The organism is Orrella sp. 11846 (genome assembly GCF_048820935.1).
In the GTDB taxonomy this organism is placed as follows: domain Bacteria; phylum Pseudomonadota; class Gammaproteobacteria; order Burkholderiales; family Burkholderiaceae_B; genus Algicoccus.
Genome location: NZ_JBMERD010000010.1, coordinates 14,763 through 39,318, shown reverse-complemented (window position 1 = coordinate 39,318; position 24,556 = coordinate 14,763). Strand labels below are relative to the sequence as shown.

Annotated in this window: 20 protein-coding genes; 2 read left to right on the top strand and 18 right to left on the bottom strand. The window is 49.4% G+C overall.

What is annotated here, in order from left to right:
- Positions 1-26: 26 nt before the first annotated feature.
- The 18 genes from trmD to ACOI06_RS09535 form a co-directional block, all read right to left on the bottom strand.
- Entirely contained in the window at positions 27-773 is a 747-nt protein-coding gene (gene trmD, locus ACOI06_RS09620; RefSeq protein ID WP_420662353.1) for a tRNA (guanosine(37)-N1)-methyltransferase TrmD, read from the bottom strand.
- A 5-nt stretch (positions 774-778) separates the two neighbouring features.
- Positions 779-1,453 carry a ribosome maturation factor RimM gene (gene rimM / locus ACOI06_RS09615; RefSeq protein ID WP_420662352.1) on the bottom strand — a complete coding sequence of 225 codons (675 nt, stop codon included), beginning with the start codon at positions 1,451-1,453 and terminating at the stop codon, positions 779-781.
- 204 nt (positions 1,454-1,657) lie between these two features.
- Complete coding sequence (gene rpsP, locus ACOI06_RS09610) at positions 1,658-1,915, bottom strand: 30S ribosomal protein S16 (protein ID WP_420662351.1); 258 nt, start codon at positions 1,913-1,915, stop codon at positions 1,658-1,660.
- Positions 1,916-2,072: 157 nt separating this feature from the next.
- A complete protein-coding gene (locus ACOI06_RS09605; RefSeq protein ID WP_420662349.1) occupies positions 2,073-2,330 on the bottom strand; it encodes a sulfurtransferase TusA family protein in 258 nt (85 codons plus the stop codon).
- A gap of 3 nt (positions 2,331-2,333) precedes the next feature.
- Positions 2,334-4,961 (bottom strand): alanine--tRNA ligase, encoded by a 2,628-nt coding sequence (gene alaS, locus ACOI06_RS09600; protein ID WP_420662348.1) that lies wholly within the window; start codon positions 4,959-4,961, stop codon positions 2,334-2,336.
- A 253-nt stretch (positions 4,962-5,214) separates the two neighbouring features.
- Positions 5,215-6,234, bottom strand: a complete 1,020-nt coding sequence (locus ACOI06_RS09595) for a hypothetical protein (protein WP_420662347.1) — start codon at positions 6,232-6,234, stop codon at positions 5,215-5,217.
- Positions 6,234-6,905: a prepilin-type cleavage/methylation domain-containing protein gene (locus tag ACOI06_RS09590; RefSeq protein ID WP_420662346.1), complete on the bottom strand. Its 672-nt coding sequence runs from the start codon at positions 6,903-6,905 to the stop codon at positions 6,234-6,236. The genes ACOI06_RS09595 and ACOI06_RS09590 overlap by 1 nt, the downstream gene beginning before the upstream one ends.
- Before the next feature lie 10 nt (positions 6,906-6,915).
- A complete protein-coding gene (locus ACOI06_RS09585; protein ID WP_420662345.1) occupies positions 6,916-8,088 on the bottom strand; it encodes a hypothetical protein in 1,173 nt (390 codons plus the stop codon).
- A 1-nt stretch (position 8,089) separates the two neighbouring features.
- On the bottom strand, positions 8,090-9,829 hold the full coding sequence (locus ACOI06_RS09580) for an ATPase, T2SS/T4P/T4SS family (RefSeq protein ID WP_420662344.1): 1,740 nt from the start codon (positions 9,827-9,829) through the stop codon (positions 8,090-8,092).
- The gene (locus ACOI06_RS09575; RefSeq protein WP_420662343.1) at positions 9,826-10,254 is read right to left on the bottom strand and encodes a hypothetical protein; all 429 of its coding nucleotides are present in this window, start codon (positions 10,252-10,254) and stop codon (positions 9,826-9,828) included. The genes ACOI06_RS09580 and ACOI06_RS09575 overlap by 4 nt, the downstream gene beginning before the upstream one ends.
- Positions 10,255-10,312: 58 nt before the next feature.
- Positions 10,313-11,692, bottom strand: coding sequence for a type 4b pilus protein PilO2 (gene pilO2 / locus ACOI06_RS09570; RefSeq protein WP_420662342.1), 1,380 nt, complete (start codon positions 11,690-11,692; stop codon positions 10,313-10,315).
- Positions 11,693-11,737: 45 nt separating this feature from the next.
- Positions 11,738-13,291, bottom strand: coding sequence for a hypothetical protein (locus tag ACOI06_RS09565; protein WP_420662341.1), 1,554 nt, complete (start codon positions 13,289-13,291; stop codon positions 11,738-11,740).
- A gap of 44 nt (positions 13,292-13,335) precedes the next feature.
- On the bottom strand, positions 13,336-14,049 hold the full coding sequence (locus tag ACOI06_RS09560; protein ID WP_420662340.1) for a TcpQ domain-containing protein: 714 nt from the start codon (positions 14,047-14,049) through the stop codon (positions 13,336-13,338).
- A gap of 155 nt (positions 14,050-14,204) precedes the next feature.
- Complete coding sequence (locus tag ACOI06_RS09555; protein ID WP_420662339.1) at positions 14,205-15,506, bottom strand: extracellular solute-binding protein; 1,302 nt, start codon at positions 15,504-15,506, stop codon at positions 14,205-14,207.
- A 60-nt stretch (positions 15,507-15,566) separates the two neighbouring features.
- Complete coding sequence (locus ACOI06_RS09550) at positions 15,567-16,826, bottom strand: D-amino acid dehydrogenase (RefSeq protein ID WP_420662338.1); 1,260 nt, start codon at positions 16,824-16,826, stop codon at positions 15,567-15,569.
- A gap of 47 nt (positions 16,827-16,873) precedes the next feature.
- Positions 16,874-17,920: a CDP-6-deoxy-delta-3,4-glucoseen reductase gene (locus ACOI06_RS09545; RefSeq protein ID WP_420662337.1), complete on the bottom strand. Its 1,047-nt coding sequence runs from the start codon at positions 17,918-17,920 to the stop codon at positions 16,874-16,876.
- A 25-nt stretch (positions 17,921-17,945) separates the two neighbouring features.
- Positions 17,946-20,255, bottom strand: a complete 2,310-nt coding sequence (parC, locus tag ACOI06_RS09540; RefSeq protein WP_420662336.1) for a DNA topoisomerase IV subunit A — start codon at positions 20,253-20,255, stop codon at positions 17,946-17,948.
- A 28-nt stretch (positions 20,256-20,283) separates the two neighbouring features.
- Positions 20,284-22,173, bottom strand: a complete 1,890-nt coding sequence (locus tag ACOI06_RS09535; protein WP_420662425.1) for a DNA topoisomerase IV subunit B — start codon at positions 22,171-22,173, stop codon at positions 20,284-20,286.
- A gap of 703 nt (positions 22,174-22,876) precedes the next feature.
- On the opposite strand from ACOI06_RS09535, the gene trxA reads away from it, so the two are divergent.
- Positions 22,877-23,203, top strand: coding sequence for a thioredoxin TrxA (trxA, locus tag ACOI06_RS09530; protein ID WP_420662335.1), 327 nt, complete (start codon positions 22,877-22,879; stop codon positions 23,201-23,203).
- A 94-nt stretch (positions 23,204-23,297) separates the two neighbouring features.
- On the top strand, positions 23,298-24,554 hold the full coding sequence (rho, locus tag ACOI06_RS09525) for a transcription termination factor Rho (RefSeq protein ID WP_420662334.1): 1,257 nt from the start codon (positions 23,298-23,300) through the stop codon (positions 24,552-24,554).
- The last annotated feature ends 2 nt before the right edge of the window (positions 24,555-24,556 follow it).

The window sequence follows — 24,556 nt, the reverse complement described above, 5'->3', positions numbered from 1 at the left end:
GAGTTTTTCTAGATCTTCAGATCAGATCAAAGCTGTCGAAGATATTTCTCATCAGCTGCAGTGAGCTTGCCTTGATTGCGCGCTTTTTCAATTAAATCAGGACGGAACTGCGCTGTGAGTCGCAAAGACTGCTCTCGACGCCAACGTTCAATATTGGCATGATGACCGGATCGTAAAATCTCTGGTACTGGTTGGCCTTCATACACATCAGGTCGGGTGTAATGCTGGCAATCCAACAAGCCGTCCAAACTCGTTGCAAATGAGTCTTGTGCGTGTGACAAGCTTTCACCTAAGGCTCCTGGCAACAGTCGAATCGTGGCATCCAACATCGGCAATAAAGCGGGCTCCCCACCTGAAAGCACAAAGTCACCTAAAGACCATTGCTCATCAACGTGGCGATCAATAAAGCGCTGATCAATGCCCTCATACCGACCACACACAAAGATAGCACCCGTCGTTTGGCTCAATGCAGTGGCCTGAGCCTGATTAAAAACCTTACCACCGGGCGCTAATAGCACCACAGGGGCACGATCATCACCTCGAGATTGACGAGTTTGCGTTAAAGCAGCATCCAAGGGAGGCGCCATCATCACCATCCCAGGACCACCTCCGTAAGGGCGATCATCAATGGTACGATGCACGTCCTGTACGTAATCTCGCGGATTCCACGCGTGAAACGACCACAGTCCCCGCTCATGCGCGCGACCGGTGATTCCTAATTGGGTCAATACGGTAAAAAACTCTGGAAATAACGTAATGGCATCAATGCGCATAACGATCAAAAATCCATTGGCCAATCAACCCAGATACGCCCAGCTTCCAAATCGATGTCTACCACATGGGCAGCCACGAAAGGAATCAGACTAAAGACTGGTTTACCCTTTGCGGTGAGTGTCTCAACCCAAGTACCCGACTCCTCTCGATGCTGACGCTGAACCGACATCAAACTATGAGCAGGACTGTCAATCATGTCGTGCACCACCCCAAAACGTGCTGCTGCAGGTGGATGGCCTTGTGCATCCAAAGGTGCATTCATTGCTTCAGTGCTATACACATCCAGCCCAATTAGATCAGTCCAATAAAACTCATCATCATCGGCTTTGGGGAAACTGGCACGCGATATCCAGATAGTCGAGCCTTTCAAGGCCAGTGCTTCATCACGATCATCCAGACCTTCCAGACTTGCCAGCCAAGCTGCACCATGCTCACGTGCCCAGCGCGCGCGCACAGGTGTTGCCTGACTTGTTTTGTCAGTCAATGGATGAGGTGCTTTTTTGAGCCACCAGTCTTTAACTTCCGCCAGAATAGTGGAGTCATCAGAATAGGCATGAATCCGAATCCAGCCGCGCACGCCGTGCGCACCCGAAACCCTTGCGATTTCGACTAGATCCTGAGGTTCTGAGATCGATGAAGAAGCAATCGTGCTTTTGGTCGGGATGCCCGAATTTTTCATCTTTATACCGTCAAAAGTCGTGAGTGTAGCCATTACTAGTAGAGTCACTACCAGAAGATGCACTAACGCACTGATTTGATGTCAGACGACACACGAATCCAGAATCACAAATGGCGAAGATCTACGGCGAGCACGCAGAAATCAATCTGGTTATTGCTCACCGTCTATCAACGCACATCAATAGAAAACCGATATTCGGTTCTATTAGGCTGCAGCGACTTTGCTGGCGTATTCTTTGACCAGACGAGCCACGGCTGGCGACAATTGTGCGCCAACACTTTTCCAGTACTCTACGCGTTCCAAGGACAAGCGCAATGCTTCTTCACCCTCATTTGCAACTGGGTTGTAGAAACCCAAACGCTCAATAAAACGACCATCACGACGATCACGTGAATCCGTTGCCACGATGCTGTAGAAAGGACGCTTTCTTGCACCGCCCCTTGCCATGCGAATCACCACCATAGGTAATCTCTTTCCAAAAAAATGTAATTGTGGGTATGAAATAAGCCCACTATATTAACACGGATCGATTATTTAGTAACCAAAATTTTAAAAACTGATCCGAGCACGAAATAGTCACGCTACCCAAGCCATTCAATAGCCTGATGAGGGCGTCTTGTTAGGCGCGTCTTGCCAGATAATGATAGGTGACTTCATCCTCTTCTTTTTGCAACAAAAGAGGGTTGCCAGTTTGCTTACAAAACGCCTGAAAATCACGTAACGCGCTGTGATCTGTTGTTTGCACTTCCAACACATCACCTGCTTGCAAGCCTGTCAACGCCTTCTTCGCCTTCAGTATGGGCAAAGGACAGCGTAAGCCTTTGGCATCGACCACGAGAGTCGGCTGCGGAATGCTCTCCAATGTAGAGTCTGTCACAACTTATCCTTGCAATTGATTATCAACCCAGCCTTGCACCTGCTCAAGCACAGCCGTGAGCGCAGAGACGTCAGAACCGCCACCCATCGCCATATCTGGACGACCGCCCCCTTTACCACCCAAACCTTCAGCCACATGACGCACCAGATCACCTGCTCGAATTCGATCGGTCAGATTCTTGGTCACACCACCGACGAGACTGACTTTGCCTTGTGAAACAGTGGCCAGTAAGATCACTGCCTTTTGCAGTTTATCTTTCAACTGGTCAGTCATTTCTCGCAAAGCCTGAGGCTCAACGTCTTTGACCTCTTTCACCAAAAGACGAATATCATCAACTAAAGTCACAGCTTGATCTGCCAGTGACGCACCCGTCCCCACATTGAGACGGGATTTCGCTTGTGCCAACTGTCGCTCCAGGTCTTTCACTTGTTCTTGGAGCGCTGTAATCCGAGCAGGTGCTTCATCAACGGATGATTTCACTTGATGTGCAATTTGTTGCGCTGTGGTATTTAAATTCTGCAACCAGTGCAAGGCATTATCACCGGTGATAGCTTCCACGCGGCGCACACCGGCGGCCACCCCACCCTCACTGACAATCTTAAAGAGACCGATATCGCCAGTACGTTCAACGTGCGTCCCCCCGCAAAGCTCACGAGAGAAACCAATACCCAAGACACGGACTGTATCGCCGTATTTCTCTCCAAACAATGCCATGGCACCACCCGCGATGGCATCATCAAATGACATTACCTGCGCCAACGCAGCTTCATTCTTCAAAATCTCTGCGTTCACAATGTCTTCAACACGCGCAATTTCTTCAGCGCTCATGGCACTGTCATGCGAAAAGTCAAAACGCGTTTTATCGGCATCAACCAATGAACCGCGCTGCTGTACATGTTGTCCCAACACGTCTTTGAGTGCTTTATGCATCAAGTGTGTCGCAGAGTGATTGCGAATTGTGCGCAAACGCCGCTGCGCATCCACCTGAGCCTGAACCTCATCACCGACTCGCAGCTCACCTTGCTCAATCGAACCTTGGTGGCCAAACACTTGAGCCTGAATTTTCTGCGTATCGTGCACAACAAATTGAGCTGAATCACTCGAGATTACGCCCGCATCACCCACCTGACCACCAGCTTCCGCATAAAACGGTGTGCGATCCAGTACAACAATCGCGTTCTCAGCCTCAGGGCCAATGCTTTCAACACTGGTTCCATCCACATAAAGCGCAGTCACTGTTGAAGTCGTTCTTAAGACGTCATAGCCATCAAACTCTGTGGGCACACCGTCGTAGTGCAAACCTTGCTGTGCTTTGAAACGGCCTGCAGCGCGCGCTTGTTCACGCTGACGTTGCATTGCGGATTCAAACCCTTCAAAATCCACTTCAATTTGTCGTTCACGACAAATATCAGCAGTCAGATCCACCGGGAATCCATAGGTGTCATACAACGTAAAGAGTGTTTGACCATCAAGCGCGGCACCTTGGTCAAGCTCAGCCAAAGCGGCATCCAGAATCCGCATGCCGTTTTCTAGAGTTTCCCCAAAACGTTCTTCTTCTTGCAGAACAACTTTTTCCACGCGTGACTGCGCCTCTGTAAGTTCAGGATAGGCAGAGCCCATTTCTTGAACCAGTACAGGCACCAGACGATAGAAGAATGGCTTGGTTTGACCCAACTTATAGCCATGACGTAACGCACGACGAATAATGCGTCGCAACACATAGCCACGACCCTCATTACTCGGAATCACGCCGTCAAGCACCAGAAAGGCACAGGCACGGATATGATCCGCGATGACTTTAAGTGAGTTGTTTGACAAGTCTTTACAACCCGTCACACGTGCGCTTTCAGCAATCAGCGTCTGAAACAAATCGATGTCGTAGTTCGACTGAACACCTTGAAGCACTGCTGAAATCCGCTCAAGACCCATACCCGTATCCACACACGGTTTGGGCAAAGGATGCATCACACCACCTGCATCACGGTCGTACTGCATAAAAACCAGATTCCAGATTTCAATGTAACGATCACCGTCTTCTTCAGGTGATCCGGGTGGTCCACCCCAAACATCAGGACCATGATCGTAAAAAATCTCAGAGCAAGGCCCACACGGTCCTGTGTCAGCCATTTGCCAGAAGTTGTCTGATGCATAACGTGCGCCTTGATTATCGCCAATGCGAACAATCCGTTCAGCAGGCACTTTGACCTCATCATGCCAGATGTCATAGGCCTCATCGTCTTCGCTATAGACTGTGACCCACAAACGTTCGGGATCAATCTGATAAACCTTGGTCAGCAATTCCCAGCAATAAAAAATCGCATCTCGCTTGAAATAATCACCAAAGCTGAAGTTACCCAACATTTCGAAAAAGGTGTGGTGGCGCGCGGTGTAACCCACGTTTTCAAGGTCATTATGTTTGCCACCCGCACGCACACATCGCTGCGAACTCACCGCACGGACATAGGGACGCTGTTCCTGACCTGTGAACACGTCCTTAAACTGCACCATGCCTGAGTTTGTAAAAAGTAACGTCGGATCATTCGAAGGAATCAAAGAAGACGAAGGCACAATCGTATGGTTTTTAGATTCAAAAAAATCCAGAAACCGCTGGCGTATTTCGGACGCTTTCATAGAAACAAAGTTCTCACAAACATAAGACATTAAAGAAGCGCGCAACGGATTCTAGACAGAACCGTTCGCGATTCGGATGCTGTCCCACAATGCAACATAATCTTGTGGCACAACAAAACCTTAAACCCTGATTATATGGGCATGGCTCGTATTAACGGAAATCTCACTGAGAAATTGCCCTTCGGAATGGGTTTGCCCGTGAAATTACCACAACACATACCCAAAATACATCAAGCACGCCAACAGTATGATTTCAATTTCGAGATTCGCACACAAAACCCTGATGAACCTGAACTTGCTCAAAAGATGTGAGTCGGCGTCCAACAAATTGCGGAATATAACCACTATCACATTCACAAGAACCATTCATCCCATCGTCATGTCCTACGCCAAAGAACCCAGGATACCAATTTCTTGGCTGTCCACTGGTCGCAGGATGACAAGCACGTAAAGCACGTCGTACTGCTGATACCGCTTGCCAATGCCCATTTTCACATAGTCCCAATCCTCCAGACTGCAAGCGCACAACTTGCCCGAGGGACGCACATTGTCCTGACAACACACCTTGAGTCCCCAACACCACTCCCTGACGTGCATCCAGTGTATTCGTAGCCACTACCGGACCCTCTAAGGTCAGCGGCCCACTTAGATGGATTGGTCGATTTTCATTTAACCGTACATAAGGCGGTAAATGCCCAGATTGCCATAACGCCAGCGCAATCGTGCCCTCAGGCAAGCGATTGGCATGACCAGGCAATGGGTTACTAAGTCGCCACACGCTACTCAACAATCGATCATTTTGATGCGGCAACACAACACCAGCTTGTGCACCCAGTACAAGACGTAAATCCAAGGTGTTTTGCACTGTCAACTCATTGATCTCACGAGGACGTGCCAATAACAATAACCATTGCGTACAACGTTCTTTCTCGCAAGTTTGTGTTTTAACGTGCGACAGACTGACCTCATAGTCCATCGGTGCTTGAACAGAAAATCCTTTCGGTAAGCGTTCCTGCGCAATCAAACTCTCCACTAGCTTCGAACCATGCACCCCAGCGAGTGATGATGCGGACTCGGTTTGATTAAATAGCGTCATAAAGTCAGTTTCCTGACCAATGGCTTTTTGAATATCTAGCAACCAGTACGCCATCGACTGAATGCGCGCTTGCATCAATGTCTGATTCCATTGTGATCCTGCCCAAACAGTGCCCAACACCAACAAGCCCAGCACAATGACACACTCCAGCAGCACTTGGCCTTGCTGCGCACGCATCAGTGAAAGGAAAACACAAAGTGATTCACATCGCCCGTCGCACACTGGGCATCCGCCAACACCGGGTTGTACGCAACTGCAGGCGTTGCATCACTGTTTTTAACGACGACAGCCGCACCCACACCTGCAATCGACACCTGGCTCGCCATACGCTGCATGACCGCAGCCAGCGTTGGGCAAGCCGCATGATTCACGAAATTCAAAGTCAACCGAAATGCCGAGCCATCTCCCATACCAGGCACTGTCTCCGGACTTAAAAGAACCGTGCCGTGCCCTCCCACACCTTTGCCACCTAAACCATGCGCCACCGCTTGATTATTCTCTGTGCCTTGAACCGTCACGACGGTGGCATCTCGTAATCCGTTCATCAACACCCTTTGGTCAACCTTGGCATAGGGGGTCGCACCAGCACCCACAGCTGTCATTTTTAAACGTGCCACAAAACGCTGCAAATCCTGCGCGACCCGTGGCACCTTGTTTTCTATCACATACCCTTGCACCGCTGGCAAACCAATAATGGCCATCAAGATCATTAACGCAGTCACGATCGACACTTCAACCAACGAGAACCCTTGCTGGCCTCGATAGGGTTTCTTTAAGGATTTTTGACCGTTACTGCGCACAACAACCTTCTGTACACTTTGTACGTAAAGAGACAAACTCTGTGACATACCACCTTCCTTACGATTGAACTGAAAACGACAGCATCATGAATTGACGCAACTCTTCAAAAACGCGCACATGCCAGTACGCCATAAAGAGCACAACAACTAATGAAACCAAAAGCAAACACCAGCGCACGAACACCGACTGACGACGTAGGCGTCGCGTAAGCTGCGACAACACCTGATCCGCACAACGCGAAAACCCAAAGGTCAACCCATGCACACGCACCCCACACTGCATCTCATTCCATAAATCCGCTTCAAACAGCCCTGTATCCATCGCCTGTATAGATTCAACCCCTAACTCCATGGCACTTACCATGCGCATCAAATGCTGACGCAACCAGGGCCTCGCATGGTTAAGTTGCAAATTCAAAATGGTGCACAATGAGACGCCTCGCACACCAAGCGTCTGCATCAAAGTGCTCGTCAGACTTAAAAAGCACAACGTTTCATATTCTCGGCTGCGCTTGTAAAACCCCCACTGATCAAGCTTTTCACGCTTGGCTCCCACCCAGTGATAACGGCTCCAGCCATAAAACGCACACAGCGCAGCCATCAGCACAACGACCCAAATGGCGTGTCGCTCAATACACTGCACCCAATTCATTAAGGCGCGTGTCCAAGAACCCGCAGGATGCTCACCTTCCAACCCAAACACGGCCATCAACTGAGGCCCGGTATAGAGCGGTAAAACTGTCAATACAAACACTGAAACCAACCAAGCGATCAATCCCGATAAGGTGGTCATCAAAAAATCACGGCGTGATTGCGCCATTTGCCGTGTTCTTTGTGCCATGTGTTTAAGCATGCTGATCATGGCTTGCTGGCCAGCGGTTTGTGTCATCGCCAAACAAATCACATCGGTCTGAGGCAGCGTGCCCTGAAACGTCTGCGCCAAATTACCGCCCGTGAGCAAATAGCGATTCGCCCACCAATGTGCCAAGACGCTGCGCGCACTAGAAGCCTTTGCACGTTGTGCATCATTTTGAAAAAGCTCAAGCAATGAGCGACCGGTCATTTGTGCCTCTAGTGTCGTCGCCAAATCTTCGTAATAAAGACCACGCGCAGACCCAAAACGCCAACTTGCAAAACGTACTTGCCAGGGAAGCTGACAACGTGTCAACGACAGGGGTTGTTCCGACTCTGAAACAACGGTCAATCCATCAAAGTCTGTTTTTAAATCCATGTCAGCACCCAAAACGACTTTCAAACTCAAGTGGGTCTAGCCAGCCATTGGTCATAAACCGAAATGCACGTTCACGGGCGCTGAGAAACCCGTGCGACTTTAGAAACCTCATCGTTTCTGCTTGAAACGCGGTCATGCCCGAAGCACTCCCCGTCTGTTGTAAAAGCCAGCGATCAAAGTCAGCAATACGCATGGGCTCAAGCATTTCAGCAGCCATCAGAAACCCTGAATAACCTTGACGAAAAGGATCTGGTTCTGAACGCTCATCCGCACTCAACTTGCATGCCGGACATCCTTGTAGGTTTCGAAACCGTGCCTGCGAATGAATGTTTGGCCAGCTTTGTGTACTTTGTTGCAACCAGTTTTGAGCTTGCGGCAAACTCATGGGTTGTCCCAAAGCGCTATATCGCGGAGTCTGAGTGAGCCACTGATCGGTCGTGAATGAGCACGATGCACATAAGCGATTGAGTAATGCCTGATACACCAACAACTTTAGGGTGCCTGGGACACTGAGCAAATCCACAGACAAACCCAGCAAAGGTGAGCACAAACGATGAATAATTTGCACAACAGAGCCTGCGTGTATCGTTGAATACACACTCACGCCAGCCACCAGCAGATCACCCAGCGCACGCGCACTACCGGCATCCCGAATCTCACCAATTAAGACATCGTTGGCGGCACTTCGTTTAATCGCCTGCAACTTAATATCGAATCGATTGACGGATTTCATCTCATGGCCAAACACGGTAATCGCACACTGAATCGCGTTTGGAATTTCCAACTCAACCGGATCTTCCAATGTCATCACTTTTCTGTCGGACGGTAAACCGCAAATCAATGAGGCCAAAGCGGTCGATTTACCACTGCCTACAGCCCCCGCAAAGAGCACCGCACCTCCCGTTGCAAGACGTGCACGCTCAAAGCATGGCAACTGATCAGATTCATAGCCCAACTGAGCCATCTGCGCATGCACTAGGGTCCGATCTCGATTCAGTATCCGCAACGTCACACTCGGTCCTTGATGGCTACTGACAGACGCCCAACGCAAACGCAAAGTTTGCCCGTTAATCGTGCGCTCAAACCGTCCTTGTTGCTCAAGCTCAGGCTCAAACACTGCCCCACTACCGCCTTCGATGCTCATCCAAAGTACGCTCAGTAGTTCTTGCATTAGTTCTTTACTGATTTGTGCAAACTCAGCCGGTCTGACGAGTCGACCACGCACAGAAAACGCCACACTCGCCCACGTCTGCCCAGAAAACACACTGAAATGCAAATCACTGGCGCCATGCTGCAAAGCCCAAGTCAACATGTCATCAAACACACAAAACAAGACGTGCCCGGGTGTTGCTGCACGTACGGGTTGTGACAATCCAGACGGGCGACCTTTAAGATCTGGGCGTGCAATCCGTGCAATCACACTAAACTGCGTCGCATTGACAGCAATCAGCGGTGGACTTGCTAATTTCAAACCTGCTTGTTGCATAGCAATCAGCACGGCGAGGACATCGTCATCACGTGCAAACTCAGACAAGACAATCGCCAGTCCCAAACCAGACCGCAGTTGTAAGGGACATATACGTTCGACCAATCGATTGGTATCTAACGCAAGGCGATGAGCCACACCCTGAAATTGTCCAGACTGTAATTCAGACACATCTTCTAAACGTCCCATGTCGATTGCGCGACTGGCATCACGCAATGTGGTGTAACGATACTTATTAAATGTCAGAGACTTCACCGAACGGACTCCGACTTCAAACTAGCCATCATCGGCATGCACAAGCGCTCGCGCCCCTGGTTGGTTTGCAACACAGCGCAAGGCGGGCGGACCGACAGCAAGGTAATCGCTTCTGAAGACAAACGCGCGGTCTTAGCATTTTTGAGGTTTAAATTCAGCGCGTGCCCACGGTGCAAGATGCGCACCGACAATGCAGGCCCAACACCCCAGATTGCCAGTAAGCGCTTAGGCTCTGGGTGACTTGGTGTTTGCGCTACAGCTTCTAAAGAGCCTGACCAGACACGACCTTGCCCTAGCTCTTGCCTAAGCAACTTACCTAGTCGAAGTACAGATGATGCGGGTACGGACGGTTGGTGATACACAGAGGCCTCAGCAGATGTCGCCATTGCCATCACACTGCACAGCAACATGGATAATTTAGTCACGGGCTTAAATATCCAATTGGCACGCCATTGAGTTTTTTGCCATTCAGTTTTTCGACATTCAACGTTCAATTAAATCTCCTTCGAGAAACAATCGGATTTGAGAAGATTCGTTCGTCTGTGCTGACATGGTTAAAACACCTGCAGATAGAATCTCTAGTCGCAGCTTGCGCCAGCGCACCTGCAGGGCAGAATCTTGCAACTTGGGAAAATGCTTTAACCACATCGACAATTGCAGTTGGCGATATGCACTTGGTTCTTGCACTTGATCTACGTTCGGTGGCATCGTCACAGCGGCTTCAAGACGTTGTGCGCTGAGTTCCACTGTCTCAAAATATCGACTCAAACGCTGTAACTCAGCAAACCAATCTGAATACGCAGTTGATGGATATTTTTGAGATACGTGAGTGCCAGACAAAGTGACCTGTAGCAACACATCCGTTCGATCCAGCGAAACTGACTGCAACGACCAGTGTGGATTCAAAGCACGCTGCAGCTGTTGATTAGTCGTATTTGCATTTGTACGCACATACGCTGCACGACACTGTGCAGCCAACGCTTGAAGTTCGCACTGAATCGTTTCTAATTGCCATCCAAAGCCTTGCACTGGCAAAGACGATAACGCTTCAAACAAGGTATTAATCGCTTCTGGTGGCGTTGGTTGAGAGCGTGCGTGTGATGTTTGAGTCTGCCGAGTAGACTCAGATTCTGGTGCACTCAGACCTATTGGTGATTGTGCCGATGGCTGCCTCAAAACGAACCATCCGACCCACAACAAAACCAACATCAAAACCACGACAATCCAATGCCCAACCACATACGTGGTTTTTAAACGCTTCAAGCGCGCAGTCTGATGAATTGGAATCACCGGTGTGGCAGCATTTTGCAGCTTTACACCCACGGCCTTAAGTAACTCTGCAAAGGCATCATCTTGTGTCAACTCTTCGTCAGAGCCATACACAGTCTGGCTTTCTAGCTCTGGATAACGTTCACGAAGTACCGTCTCTAACTGCACAACTTGGTCTTCTGTATTTAGCCAGCAATCCGTTTGTGACAACACATTGCCTTCATGAACCGCCACCACCCAAATCTTTTCTGGGGCAATCACCCAACGCAAGAAATGAGTTCCTTTGGGATGGCTTAAAGCAAACTGTGACGCCACACACACCATCTGTGCGCTTGGACGCAAGCGTGTGCCTGAAGGCGGTAAAAAACCGATCGTTGTCGACTGCCCCCCAGGTCGATTCCACCATTGCACTCGCTCTTTGGACAATTGGCGCAACAGCAGTTTTTGACTTCGTGCCCCCACCGTGGGCAACCAGCGCAAACCAAATACCCAGACTTGAGATGCACGTTCAAGTGAATCGGATAAATCCGACCGATAAAGCATCTGACAACCCGGCGACACACTCACCCAGGACATGATGGTTTTCTGTTTCATCCCACGCTCACCATAAAACCTTGCACATTGAAGATATTCACCACTTTAAAGACCTTCTTCTAGCTGAGCCGTCACAAAGATCAGCGTGGTGCGCTGCTGTTGTGCCAAATGATCGTGACCACCCAGAAACTTCGGTGCACCGGGTGACAATCGTGTCGTGTCACTTTCTTCTTGCCGTTCTTCAAAACCAGCAATTAACACTGGACGCCCGGGTCTGAGCGCCACTTGCTGAACCGTGCCACTGCCTGAGACAGTTAATTGCTGCACCTGAAAATGATTACTTTCGCTACCAAATTGCAAGGCCTTCAACGGCAAAGCCACCGTGTTGTCGTAGGCAACCGACAATAAAATCTGCCCATCGTCTTGTACATCAGGCACCAAAGTCAGAAATGAGCCCGTCGTTTCCCGCTTCTGGCTGATCGCCACCCCGGATGGAATAGAACCTGCCTGACCTTTGTCGGTAATCTGCGCAGGCAAAGCCTGAACCTGATCGACATAGGTAAAAGTTGAACGCACTGCGTGCGTGACAGGTCTGCGATTCATGGTCACCACAGGCACAATTGTGTGCCGATGCACATTGGCGTAATCAGCCAGCGCTCGGATTGCCAGACTGCCACGCACGGCTTCATCGCCAACGCGCAAACTGAATGAAGCACCTTCTGCAGCTTTATGTGTACTGCCCCCATCCAAAGACAATAGACCCTGTGCAAAGGCCAACGACCAATCAAACCCTTGCTGCTGATTTTCTTTACGCGTCACTGTCATTTCTTCAAACACCAAGCGCACACGTTGGCTCATGGAACGGTTCACAGACTCCAAATAGGCCGCAACTCGCGCCAAGGCTTCAGGCGTATCTACAATCACAATCGATGTCAACGAACCAGATTGGGCTGAAACAGTGGCTGCACGCGTCAAAAATGGTTCAAGACGCTGTTGAATGGCCTCCAAAACAGGTTGTTTGGCCAATGCGAGCGTGGTTCTGGCTGAACTCTGGAATCCTTTTTCTTCATCAGAACCCGCACGCCCCAACGACATTTCAGTTTCTGCTGAAAGCGTCAAAACTCGGACATCAAAGACTTGCGCTTGTGTCCGAAAAATCTCAATCGCCTGATTGTGATAGCGCCAGTGAACATCATATTGAGCCGCCATCACATCAAGAATTTTGGCTAAGGGATACGTCCCATACATCACTGGCAGCTGAACCTGTGCACTGACTTGTGCATCCTGATCAATATGCTGCAATCTGGGTAAAAAGTGATGAGAGGGCAACAAAGCATCCGGTAAAACGCGCACAGGAATCGATGAGGCGATCGCAATGCGCGACGCAATTTCCTGTAAGCTCGCACGCTTATCTTTAAAAATCATTGTCGTACGAACCTGAGCACGCAAAGCCTCAGGCAAAGTAACCTCACTCGATAAAGACACGGGTTTGCCCGTCACCCAAGGCTTACTAACCATTTGATGGTCAGGCTGGTTACGTGGCTGCTTAAAAGCTTCTTGTGCCTGCATCATCTGCTGATGAATGATTTGTTGCTGATGTTGGCTGCGAGCGACCTCACGATGCAGCATGCACCCCGCACACTGAAGACCTAAACTCATGCAAAAAACTAATGACAAACGTTTCACAATCGAGGCAAAACTCATCATGGACGCCCCGCTGTTTGTGCACTGACATCACACACTTCGTTGGCAGAAATCACCCGTAAAACTTGATTGCTATAGAAACATGGCTGTAATGCACGACCTGTCATCTGAACCGCATCGAGCAGTCCACGCACAGCGGTCTGAAAATCACCCTCGAATCCTGCTTTAGCAGTGACGGGAACATCGACCGGTACAGCCCAGTGGCTATTCTCAAAGCGCCAATCTGCTTGATTTGCCCAGCGCGCCAGCGTCTGTCGGACTGTGCCGTCTGAGACATGTGTTTCGAACCGAACGCAGGCTTGCGGTGAATTAACAAGCGCAGCGGCGGCAGGTCGCGCAGGTGCCAAATTAGTCCGAATAGCGTCAGCTCTAAGACCACCGCCTTGAAAACGGATTTGCGGCCAATGACCTTCAACGATCGAATATTTACCTTTTGTCTGCACGGGTGCCAGTTTCCACTGACCAAACTCCAAAACCAAGACAGCAGGTACCGGCTGACCAGGATGCCATTGCAACCAGATTCGCCAGGCATCAGAAAACACTTGTAATGGAGCTACACGCGGGTCTCCACTGAGCGACCAGGCAAAATCGGGTTCCCCAACAAGCTGATAGGGATCAGGATCAGGCTGAGCATGCGCCAGATGTCTTGCGCATCCACTCAAAGCCAAGGCAGACAACACAGACAACACAGCACTCAGAATCGCTTTTGCCATAATTCAACCTCACTGATGGAGGCAACATCATGCCTTGAGTCCCAAACGTCGACAATTGTGTGGGTCAACAATAGAAAAAGCCACAGTGCTTTTCAACACAGTGGCTTTAAAAAATCAGTGGTATTAGTCTGTGCGTGCGTCACAGACTAAGCAACTTATTGACCGGTTTTGATCACTCGATCTGCAGCAGCTTTAGCGGTTTGCAAAGCTTCCATCGGTGGCACTTCGCCTGTGATGGCACGCATATAACCTGCATTAAGCACAGTCCGCGCTTTCGGATAATGTCTAGCACGGAAGCCTCGGCTGTCTTTTTGCTTTGTTGCAGCGGCTTTTTGAATCATATCGCGCACACCCGGTGTCTTGTCGTAATAAGACACATTGGCAGCTCGCAGCGCTGCGTCCGTGAGTGGTAGATAACCTGTTTCCTGATGCCATTTTGCGGCAATAGCAGGCGTTGACAAATAGCGCAAAAACTCAGCGACAGCTTTGTGGTTTGCAGCAGGTCGATCTTTGGTGACCCACAACGCGCCACCTCCCACAAACGGTTCATGACGCACTTTACTTTCTTGGGGATAAAAAGGCAAAGGTGCCACACCAAAACGAACTCCCGAATCCTTCAAACGACCTGTTGCCGAAGACGTCGTCGTTAAGACTGCACAACGCCCATCCGCAAAACTTGCATCCGGTTCGTCATTATCTGCACTATGCACCATTAAATCGACTTTTTTCCAGCTTCTCATCAAAGACAAGTGTCGCATATACAGTGTTCCAAAATTAAACGTTGGACTCTGTTTGCCAGTAAAGCCGTTATCTGGATTGAGATACAGCTTGTCATTCATGGGCGCCAAGTTTTCTAAATGCACATTGACCTGATGGCTCGATGCATAAGGACAGGACGAATTCCCTTCATTACGCAACTGCAACAAATGTGCTTGCAATTCAGACCAGCTCTCTGCGGGCTTATTGGGATCAAGGCCTGCATTGCGATAGGCGTCTAAGTTGTAGAACATCACAGGCATTTCAGCCATCATGGGAAATGCCAACAATTGACCCTTGGCATCACGCACAAATGACGTAGTTTTGGAGCGGAACCAAGAAGCATCCTTAATCGGATATTTGGCTAGCAACTGATACAGTGGCATCATGGCCTTGTGATCGGCAATCACTTCAGGCGCATGGGTGTCAAAAAGTTGAATCAGATCAGGTTTTTTACGATCCCCACTCAAGGCTTTTTGACCGGCATTCACCAAACGCTCTTGCGTTGAGAAATGATCCAAATCCACTTTCACATTCGTTTGTTGTTTATTAAAATCAGCGACTATTTTTTCAAATAAGGCCCGATTGGGTCCGTGCAAGGAATACCATAAACTTATTTCAACGGGTTCAGCATATGCACTTGTGGCTGTCCCCAACATCAGAATTCCTGCTGTCACTGCACTAAGAACTGATTGATTCACAATCGACTTCCTTATTAAAAAAGATTCGGTCAAAGACCAATGAACTTATATGAGAGCCAATCAAATACCCATAAACGGAAAGATAGGCTCAGGTTTCAAACCACTCACAATGTCGGCCATCGCCCGTCCGGAACCGACCCCCATGGTCCAGCCCAACGTGCCATGCCCGGAATTTATATATAAGTTTGGAATACGTGTTTTTCCAATCAAGGGGACATTCGACGGTGTCGACGGTCTGAGCCCTGTCCAAAACTGAACCCGATCAAAATCTAGCACCCCATCAAACAACGCTCGGGCTTGATCCGTCATTGCCTGACAGCGCACAGGATTGAGTGTTCTGGAATAGCCTGACAATTCGGCTGTCCCTGCCATCCGAATGTTGTCGCCCAAGCGCGTATAAACCACTTTATGCGAGCTGTCTGTCAGGCTCACAACCGGCGCTCTGTCTGGATCGAGAATCGGGAAAGTGGCGGAATATCCTTTAGTCGGATACATCAAGCAATGAATGCCTAAAGGGCGCATCAGTTGTGGCGTAAAACTACCCAAACTGACCACCACGGCATCACCATGAACTTCATCATAGCAACCATCACTGCGAACAACCTCAACACCGCGTGCGAGTCCATTTTCACCACGAATCACTTGCGTAATGCGGGTGGAATACAAAAACTCAACGCCTTGTGCCTGTGCGAGTTCAGCTAAACCTTTGGTAAAGAGGTACGCATCTCCTGACTCGTCACTCGCGGTATAGTCGCCCCCCACAATCACGGCGCGGTGTGGAGCCAGCGCAGGCTCAATTTCAATCACTTCGTCTGCGGTCACCACCCGACGATCGACACCAAAATCTCGCATGACGTCAGCCGCTTTTTGTGACGCATCAAACTCCGCTTTGTCTTGATAAAAGTTCAGAATACCGTTTTCAAGATGATCGTAAGAGATGTCTAAGGTCTGACGCATCTCCTTGAGCGTTTCATGGCTATATTGAGCCAAACGCACCATAGCTTCAATATTGCGATTCAAGCGCGAAGGCAAACATTCTCTCAAGAACCCCAAACCCCAGACCCATTGGCGCCAGTCAAACTGGGGGCGAAACAGCAAAGGGGCATCTTTTTTATTGAGCCACTTGAGCAACTTCAACGGTGCTTGCGGATTGGCCCAAGGTTCTGCATAGGACACAGATATCTGCGCACCATTGGCAAAGGATGTTTCAAGACCGGCGGAAGTTTCACGATCAATCACAACCACATCATGGCCCGCTTGGCGAAGCCACCAGGCAGTGCTCACACCGATAATGCCACTGCCAAGTACGACAACCTTCATAAAAATGTCTCCTGCAGGATTAACTGCTTACAGCAATCAGTTTAGCCTTAGCCAGCATTTGCATCATCTGCTGGCGTAAACGCATCCATAAAAAATGCTTCTTCCGGTAATTGAGCCTGAGCGCTAAAAGTCTTACGCGCCGATTCCACCATGGCTGGATTTCCACAGGCATACACTTCGTACGCACTCAGATCAGTGTGATCATCGAGCACGGCTTGATGCACAAATCCAGTGCGACCTTCCCAGTTATCTTCTGGCAAACCATTTGACACCACAGGAATATATCGGAAGTTTGGCAAAGTCGTTTCCCATTCTCGAGCCAATGAATCCATGTATAAATCTTGAGGGCGACGACCACCCCAATAAAACACAACAGGTCTTTGGCTCTCTAGGGCAATCAGTCTTTCGACGATGGCCTTGATGGGCGCAAATCCTGTGCCACTGGCCAAAAGCACAATGGGTTTATCACTGTCTTCACGCAAGAAAAATGAACCTAAGGGGCCTTCAAAGCGCAAAATCTCACGCTCTTTCATTGCAGTTTCACCGGCACCAAACACATGATCCGTAAAGAGACCACCCGGCATATGGCGCACATGTAATTCCAAACTCGCAATTTTGTCTTGCGGTGCATTCGCAATGGAGAAACTACGACGCTTGCCACCTTTCAAGAGTAAATCAATGTACTGACCTGGGTAATATCGAAACGTATCGGCCGAGGGCAATTGCAAGGTCAAAACTGCTACATCAGACACAGGAAAAGCCAATTGCGTGACTCGAACTGGTAATTTACGCACCTCAATATCAGTCGCTAAGCGCACCTGTAATGACTCAATCACCATATCCGAACGGGGATGAGCCTGACAAAACAGCGTATAGCCAGCCTCCAGATCTTGCGGCTCCAACACGACTTCTGGGGCTTTACCTGCATCAAACTCGCCGGAAATCACTTTGCCACGGCAACTTGAGCAAGAGCCACTGCGACAGCTATACGGTAAAAGAATGCCTGCATCCAGTGCCGCATCAAGCACGCTCTGATCATCCCTTGCGGTGAATTCATACGCACCGGGTTCGACCCGAATTTTATAATTTGTCATCTTTAATCAATATCTACTTAAAGCGTTACACAAGTGTTGTAAGTAAAACTGGCGACTTTAATCGCGTCTCTAAAACTCGACCTTTTCTGGCACGTCGAGTGAGATAGACTTCCAGTGTGGCACCCGTGAGTGTATCGACACGCTCACGATTACGTGAAATACCCTGTATTTGCAATGACAATCCATCGCATGGTGCAACCTGACTCAGTGTGGCATCTTCATCGAGTGAGATCATCACCGTGCCGCGCCCACCAGCCGTGAGTTTACGCAATTCCTGACGAGGCACCACGGCCAAGCGATCATTTGACGACAACAAAGCCACGTGAGTGGACGCTTGTGACAACAATACCGGCTTCAGAATCGTTTCGCCCTCTTCTAGCGTCATGAACTGTTTGCCTGCTTTTTGCTTGGACTGCATCGCTCTAAATGGCGCTTCAAAGCCCAGACCTGATGAGTTACTCAAAAGCCAAATCGTCTGATCAGAAGCTGCTAAATAATGCACCAGTTGTGTACCTGGCTCTAAATCTAGCAAGGCCGTCAGCGGACTGCCATCGCTGCGTCCCGATGGCAGTGATGACACCGCCACCGTATAAGCCCGACCATTCGAACCAATCGCAACCAAATGATCGGTCGTGCGACATTCAAAGGTTCCGTAACATTCATCACCCGCTTTGAAATTAAATTGCGAAGCTTCATGACCATAGCCCTGACGCGTGCGCACCCAACCCAGCTTGGAGACGATCACGGTAACGGGTTCATCCACGACTTTGACTTCTAGAACAGCACGCTGCGCAACTTCAATCAAGGTGCGACGTTCATCACCATATTGTTTCGCATCGGCTTGAATCTCTTTAATCATCAAGCGTCGCAAGGCCGCTGGCTTATCCACCAACTCTTGGAGCTTTTCTGCTTCCTGACGACGATCCTGCAATTCCTGCTCAATGCGAATGCCCTCTAAGCGGGCCAATTGGCGCAAACGCATCTCCAGAATATCGTCAGCCTGCCGCTCCGTCAGATTAAAAGTGCTCATCAAATCCTGACGAGGCTCATCAGACTGACGAATGACGCGAATCACCTCATCGACATCCAGATACACAATCATGCGCCCTTCAAGTACATGAATGCGATCTAGAACTTTTTCGAGGCGATACTGACTGCGTCGCAAAACGGTTTGGCTGCGAAACTGAACCCACTGCTGCAAGATAGTAAGCAGCGACATTTGATGCGGCAAGCCGTTGATATCCACACACACCAAATTCACAGCCACATTCGTTTCTAGACTTGTTTGCGCCAGCAAGGTGTTAACCAGCTCATCACGATCTATCCGAGACGTCTTAGGCTCAAAAACCAACCGGACTTCGGCTTCTTTACCAGACTCATCACGCACGGCATCCAGTAAGGACAACATAAGCGTGCGGGTTTGCTGTTGCTCAGCGGTCAGCGATTTACGGCCTGTACGGACTTTCGGATTGGTTAAGTCTTCGATTTCTTCTAGAACTTTCTGACCCGATGTGCCGGGTGGCAATTCATGGATTACCAGCTGCCACTGCCCCCGTGCAAACTCTTCAAAACTCCAGCGCGCACGCGCTTTCAAGGAACCTCGACCAGTGCGATAGATCTGTGCAATTTCTTCGCTCGTATTGATAATTTGCCCACCCCCTGGAAAATCTGGCCCCGGGATGTACTCAAGCAATTCATCATCGGTTAGTTGATCATTTTTAATCAGCGCCACGCATGCATTGGCAACCTCAGTCAAATTATGCGACACGATTTCTGTGGCCATCCCCACGGCAATGCCAGAAGCACCGTTTAACAGCATAATCGGCAAACGGGCGGGCAATGTGACTGGCTCTTGCTGACTGCCATCGTAATTTGGAATGAAATCAACCGTACCTTCATCAATTTCGTCTAACAACAGTCGTGCAAACGGGGTTAACCGTGCTTCGGTATAACGCATCGCAGCGGCATTATCCCCATCACGCGACCCAAAGTTACCCTGACCATCAATCAAGGGATAACGCAAACTAAAGGACTGCGCCATACGAACCAGCGCGTCGTAAGCCGCCTGATCGCCGTGTGGATGAAACTTACCCAGCACATCACCCACCACCCTCGCTGACTTCACGGGTCTTGCACCAACGCCCAGTCCCATTGCCTGCATAGCGTACAAAATGCGGCGCTGCACAGGTTTCTGACCATCACCCAGATCGGGCAAAGCACGGCCACGCACCACAGACACGGCATAATCTAAATACGCCTGCTCGGCATACAGCCCTAGCGTGAGCGTTTCCTCAGAATCGGGTTCAAACAATGAACCTTGAAAACCATCAGTCATGTATAAAAAACCTTTTTACGGTTTGAAATCAGAGATCGACTTGCGCCAAATTGCCTTTTTCTTCGATCCACAGCCGCCTTTGCGCGGATTCACCCTTACCCATCAGCATCGTAAAGAGCGAACGGGTCTGATCAAAGCCAAGATCTCCATAAGACACTTGTAGCAAACGGCGTGTATCTGGATTCATCGTCGTCTCCCAAAGCTGCTCAGGACTCATTTCACCCAGACCTTTAAAGCGACCAATGCGCCAGGCTTGCTCACGCACACCTTCTTGTCGCAATCGTTCAAGTAATGCTTCAAGCTCGCCTTCATCCAAACAATAGAATTTGCGAGCTGGCCGTTTGCCTTGTGCACTCACATCCACACGGAACAGCGGCGGACGTGCAACAAACAGATGGCCTTGTTCCACAAGCTTGGGGAAATGACGAAAGAACAACGTCAGCAGCAGCACTTGAATATGAGAGCCGTCAACGTCCGCGTCTGACAAAATACACACACGTCCGTAACGCAAACCACTTAGATCCACCTCATCATCAGCACTATGTGGATCCACGCCAATTGCAACCGCAATGTCGTGAATTTCATTGTTTGCAAACAATCGATCCCGATCCACTTCCCAAGCATTGAGCACTTTACCGCGCAGAGGCAAAATCGCCTGAAAAGACTTATCACGCCCCATCTTGGCTGAACCACCAGCTGAGTCCCCTTCCACCAGAAACACTTCGGTGCGGCTAATGTCGGTCGATTCACAATCGGTCAGTTTGCCAGGCAACACCGCCACACCAGAGCTTTTACGTTTCTCAACTTTTTGTGCAGCTCGTGTACGCGCTTGTGCATGACGAATCGCCGCTTCGGCAATCTTTTTGCCGTACTCCACGTGTTGATTAAGCCAAAGCTCCAGACTCGGGCGTACAAACCCGCTCACCAAACGCACGGCATCACGGCTATTGAGTCGCTCTTTAATTTGCCCCTGAAATTGCGGATCCAACACTTTGGTCGACAACACAAAACTGACTTTGGCAAACACATCTTCAGCCAACAGTCGCACGCCTTTAGGCAGCAAGCTATGCAATTCTGCAAAGCTTTTGACGGCCAGAAACAAACCTTCACGCAATCCAGACTCGTGCGTACCACCTGCAGGTGTCGGAATCAGATTGACGTAAGATTCGCGAAACACAGTCGCTTCATCACGCCAAGCAACCACCCATTGAGCGCCCTCACCTTCGGAGAACGACGCATCATTGGCATCGGCGTACTGCTCGCCTGTTAGAAAAGGCACCATTAAGGTGCTTTCATCAATCTCTGAAGCTAGATACTCTTGCAAACCATCTTTGTACTGCCAGGTTTGTGTTTCACCTGATTTTTCTTGGGTAAAGGTCACAACCACACCGGGCAACAACACGGCTTTACTGCGCAACAGGCGAATCAAGTCATTGAGTGGTAAATGCCCGCTATCAAAGTATTTAGCCTGTGGCCAGAGTCGAACACGTGTGCCGCTGCGACGTTTGCCCACAGTGGCGGTTTTTTCTAAGGGTTCAGTCACATGTCCTTCTTCAAAGCACATTTCATACTGACCAGCATCACGCCACACAGTTAATTCCAGCCGTTTCGACAAAGCATTGGTGACAGATACCCCAACACCATGCAATCCCCCTGAAAACGCATACGCACCTTCTTTGGCATGCTTTTCAAACTTACCCCCGGCATGTAAACGACCGAAGACCAGCTCGACCACAGGGACTTTCTCTTCTGGGTGCAAACCAACCGGAATGCCACGACCATCGTCTTCAACCGTAATGCCACCGTCGGTCAGCAAAGTCACATCAATTCGTTTGGCGTGACCCGCCAGCGCTTCATCGGCTGCATTGTCAATCACCTCTTGCACAATGTGCAAAGGATTTTCTGTACGCGTATACATTCCAGGGCGCTGGCGCACAGGCTCCAGACCTTTTAGAACTTGGATCGACGCTTCGTCATAAACAGGAGAAGACAAAAGAACCTCTCAGAGAACACTTAATTTAGGAGTGCGATTGCACACAGACCGTTGCACGCACAAAAACAGACATCATCAATTTTCAGTGCAGATTACAACATCATTTTAGAAAATTTTAACCTGAACGGATTCGCAGTCTCATTGGACACACGACTAAGCTCATGGTGCCTCGCACAAAGAAAGCTTGCACCTTGGCATGTCGCACATCAATCAACGAACCTGATTTACTGTTATTTTATACAGCATTTAGCAAATAAAATACAACAAACAATTCACCGCGGTATAATGGCATCGGTGCGCACAATGAACCATGTACCGCACAAACAGAAATTACACTGCCGTAGTCATTTTGACAGACAGAAAGCGTGCAGCTAATTCATGAAAAACAAAACTGTTCATGAATTCGATGGTATGCTTTCAGGAACGATTACTCTGAAAAAGCTTCAAGGTCTCAAGGTTTGATAGTCCTTCGGTACTGTCATCATGAATTTGGCAAATCGTCAGATTCTGTCCAGAGAACAGTCACAAGCACACTATGTGCCAGAAATCTTTCTTAAACTATTCACTTGAGCCTCAGGCTTTTTTCTAAAAACCTTTTCATCTTTCTTTTCAGACAGTGAGTGCCGAAATGAGCGAAAACATCAAGAACGTCAGCGACGACTCTTTTGCGACCGACGTCCTGACATCAGACAAGCCCGTTCTGGTTGATTATTGGGCAGCCTGGTGCGGTCCTTGCAAAATGATTGCCCCAATTCTGGAAGAAGTCGCCAAAGAATACGGTGATCGCGTGACCATCGCCAAACTGAACGTCGATGACAACCCGCAGACTGCTGCCAAATTTGGAATCCGTGGAATTCCGACACTCATGGTGTTTAAAGACGGCAAGCCCGCCGCCACAAAGGTCGGTGCCCTGTCTAAAGCACAACTGATTGAGTTTATTGACCAGTCCGTTTAATTTTCATTAGCCGTTTCAATCCATTGCGCGAGACACTTTCCTGTCTCGCCATCCTCCACCGAAGCGGCTCCATTCCTTTATCTCTCCTGAATTCATGCATCTGAACGAACTCAAGGCACTGCACGTCTCGCAGCTGCTGGAAATGGCTGCAAGCCTCGAAATAGACAACGCAAACCGTCTACGCAAACAAGAACTGATGTTTGCCATCATGAAACGTCGCGCCAAACAAGGTGAACAAATCTTTGGCGACGGTGTTCTCGAAGTCTTACCTGACGGTTTTGGTTTTTTGCGCTCGCCCGAGACATCGTATCTGGCCAGCACAGACGACATTTATATCTCGCCTTCGCAAATTCGTCGCTTTAATCTTCACACAGGTGATTCCATCGAAGGTGAAGTGCGCACCCCGAAAGACGGTGAACGTTACTTTGCTTTGGTGAAAGTCGACAAGGTCAACGGCATTGCCCCGGATCTGATCAAACATCGCATCATGTTTGAAAACCTGACGCCTTTGCATCCCAATGCACCGATGCGTCTGGAACGAGACATCAAAAGCGAAGAGAACCTAACCGGTCGGATCATGGATATTTTCGCCCCCATTGGTAAAGGTCAGCGTGGTTTGATCGTGGCCTCACCCAAGTCAGGTAAAACCGTGATGATGCAGCACATTGCACACGCCATCACGACCAACTATCCAGATTCAACCCTCATCGTCATGCTGGTTGACGAGCGTCCCGAAGAAGTGACTGAGATGCAACGCACAGTACGTGGTGAAGTTGTAGCCTCCACATTTGATGAGCCTGCCATTCGTCACGTGCAAGTTGCTGAGATGGTGATCGAACGTGCCAAGCGACTGGTTGAACTTAAAAAAGACGTGGTTATTTTGCTGGACTCCATTACGCGTCTAGCTCGTGCCTATAACACTGTAGTTCCCTCTTCCGGCAAAGTATTGACCGGGGGTGTTGATGCCAATGCTCTGCAACGTCCCAAGCGCTTTTTTGGGGCAGCGCGCAATCTCGAAGAAGGTGGTTCACTCACCATCATTGGAACTGCTTTGATCGAAACCGGCAGTCGTATGGATGAAGTGATCTATGAAGAGTTTAAAGGCACTGGAAACTCCGAGGTTCATCTGGAGCGCCGCTTAGCTGAGAAACGAATCTACCCAGCCATTAATCTGAATAAATCCAGCACACGCCGTGAAGAACTGCTGATCAAAGCCGATTTGTTACCCAAAATCTGGGTGCTGCGCAAATTCATTCACGACATGGATGAGGTGGAAGCCATGGAGTTCATTCTCGACAAGATGAAGTCCACCAAGACCAACGCCGAGTTCTTTGAACTGATGAAACGCTAAGA

What these genes read in the sequence shown, in the direction of transcription:
- trmD (WP_420662353.1), bottom strand. Translation starts at nt 773, where the DNA reads ATGCGCATTGATGCCATTACGTTATTTCCAGAGTTTTTTACCGTATTG.
- rimM (WP_420662352.1), bottom strand. Translation starts at nt 1,453, where the DNA reads ATGAAAAATTCGGGCATCCCGACCAAAAGCACGATTGCTTCTTCATCG.
- rpsP (WP_420662351.1), bottom strand. Translation starts at nt 1,915, where the DNA reads ATGGTGGTGATTCGCATGGCAAGGGGCGGTGCAAGAAAGCGTCCTTTC.
- alaS (WP_420662348.1), bottom strand. Translation starts at nt 4,961, where the DNA reads ATGAAAGCGTCCGAAATACGCCAGCGGTTTCTGGATTTTTTTGAATCT.
- ACOI06_RS09595 (WP_420662347.1), bottom strand. Translation starts at nt 6,234, where the DNA reads ATGCGTGCGCAGCAAGGCCAAGTGCTGCTGGAGTGTGTCATTGTGCTG.
- ACOI06_RS09590 (WP_420662346.1), bottom strand. Translation starts at nt 6,905, where the DNA reads ATGTCACAGAGTTTGTCTCTTTACGTACAAAGTGTACAGAAGGTTGTT.
- ACOI06_RS09585 (WP_420662345.1), bottom strand. Translation starts at nt 8,088, where the DNA reads ATGGATTTAAAAACAGACTTTGATGGATTGACCGTTGTTTCAGAGTCG.
- pilO2 (WP_420662342.1), bottom strand. Translation starts at nt 11,692, where the DNA reads ATGAAACAGAAAACCATCATGTCCTGGGTGAGTGTGTCGCCGGGTTGT.
- ACOI06_RS09565 (WP_420662341.1), bottom strand. Translation starts at nt 13,291, where the DNA reads ATGAGTTTAGGTCTTCAGTGTGCGGGGTGCATGCTGCATCGTGAGGTC.
- ACOI06_RS09560 (WP_420662340.1), bottom strand. Translation starts at nt 14,049, where the DNA reads ATGGCAAAAGCGATTCTGAGTGCTGTGTTGTCTGTGTTGTCTGCCTTG.
- ACOI06_RS09550 (WP_420662338.1), bottom strand. Translation starts at nt 16,826, where the DNA reads ATGAAGGTTGTCGTACTTGGCAGTGGCATTATCGGTGTGAGCACTGCC.
- ACOI06_RS09545 (WP_420662337.1), bottom strand. Translation starts at nt 17,920, where the DNA reads ATGACAAATTATAAAATTCGGGTCGAACCCGGTGCGTATGAATTCACC.
- parC (WP_420662336.1), bottom strand. Translation starts at nt 20,255, where the DNA reads ATGACTGATGGTTTTCAAGGTTCATTGTTTGAACCCGATTCTGAGGAA.
- ACOI06_RS09535 (WP_420662425.1), bottom strand. Translation starts at nt 22,173, where the DNA reads ATGTATACGCGTACAGAAAATCCTTTGCACATTGTGCAAGAGGTGATT.
- trxA (WP_420662335.1), top strand. Translation starts at nt 22,877, where the DNA reads ATGAGCGAAAACATCAAGAACGTCAGCGACGACTCTTTTGCGACCGAC.
- rho (WP_420662334.1), top strand. Translation starts at nt 23,298, where the DNA reads ATGCATCTGAACGAACTCAAGGCACTGCACGTCTCGCAGCTGCTGGAA.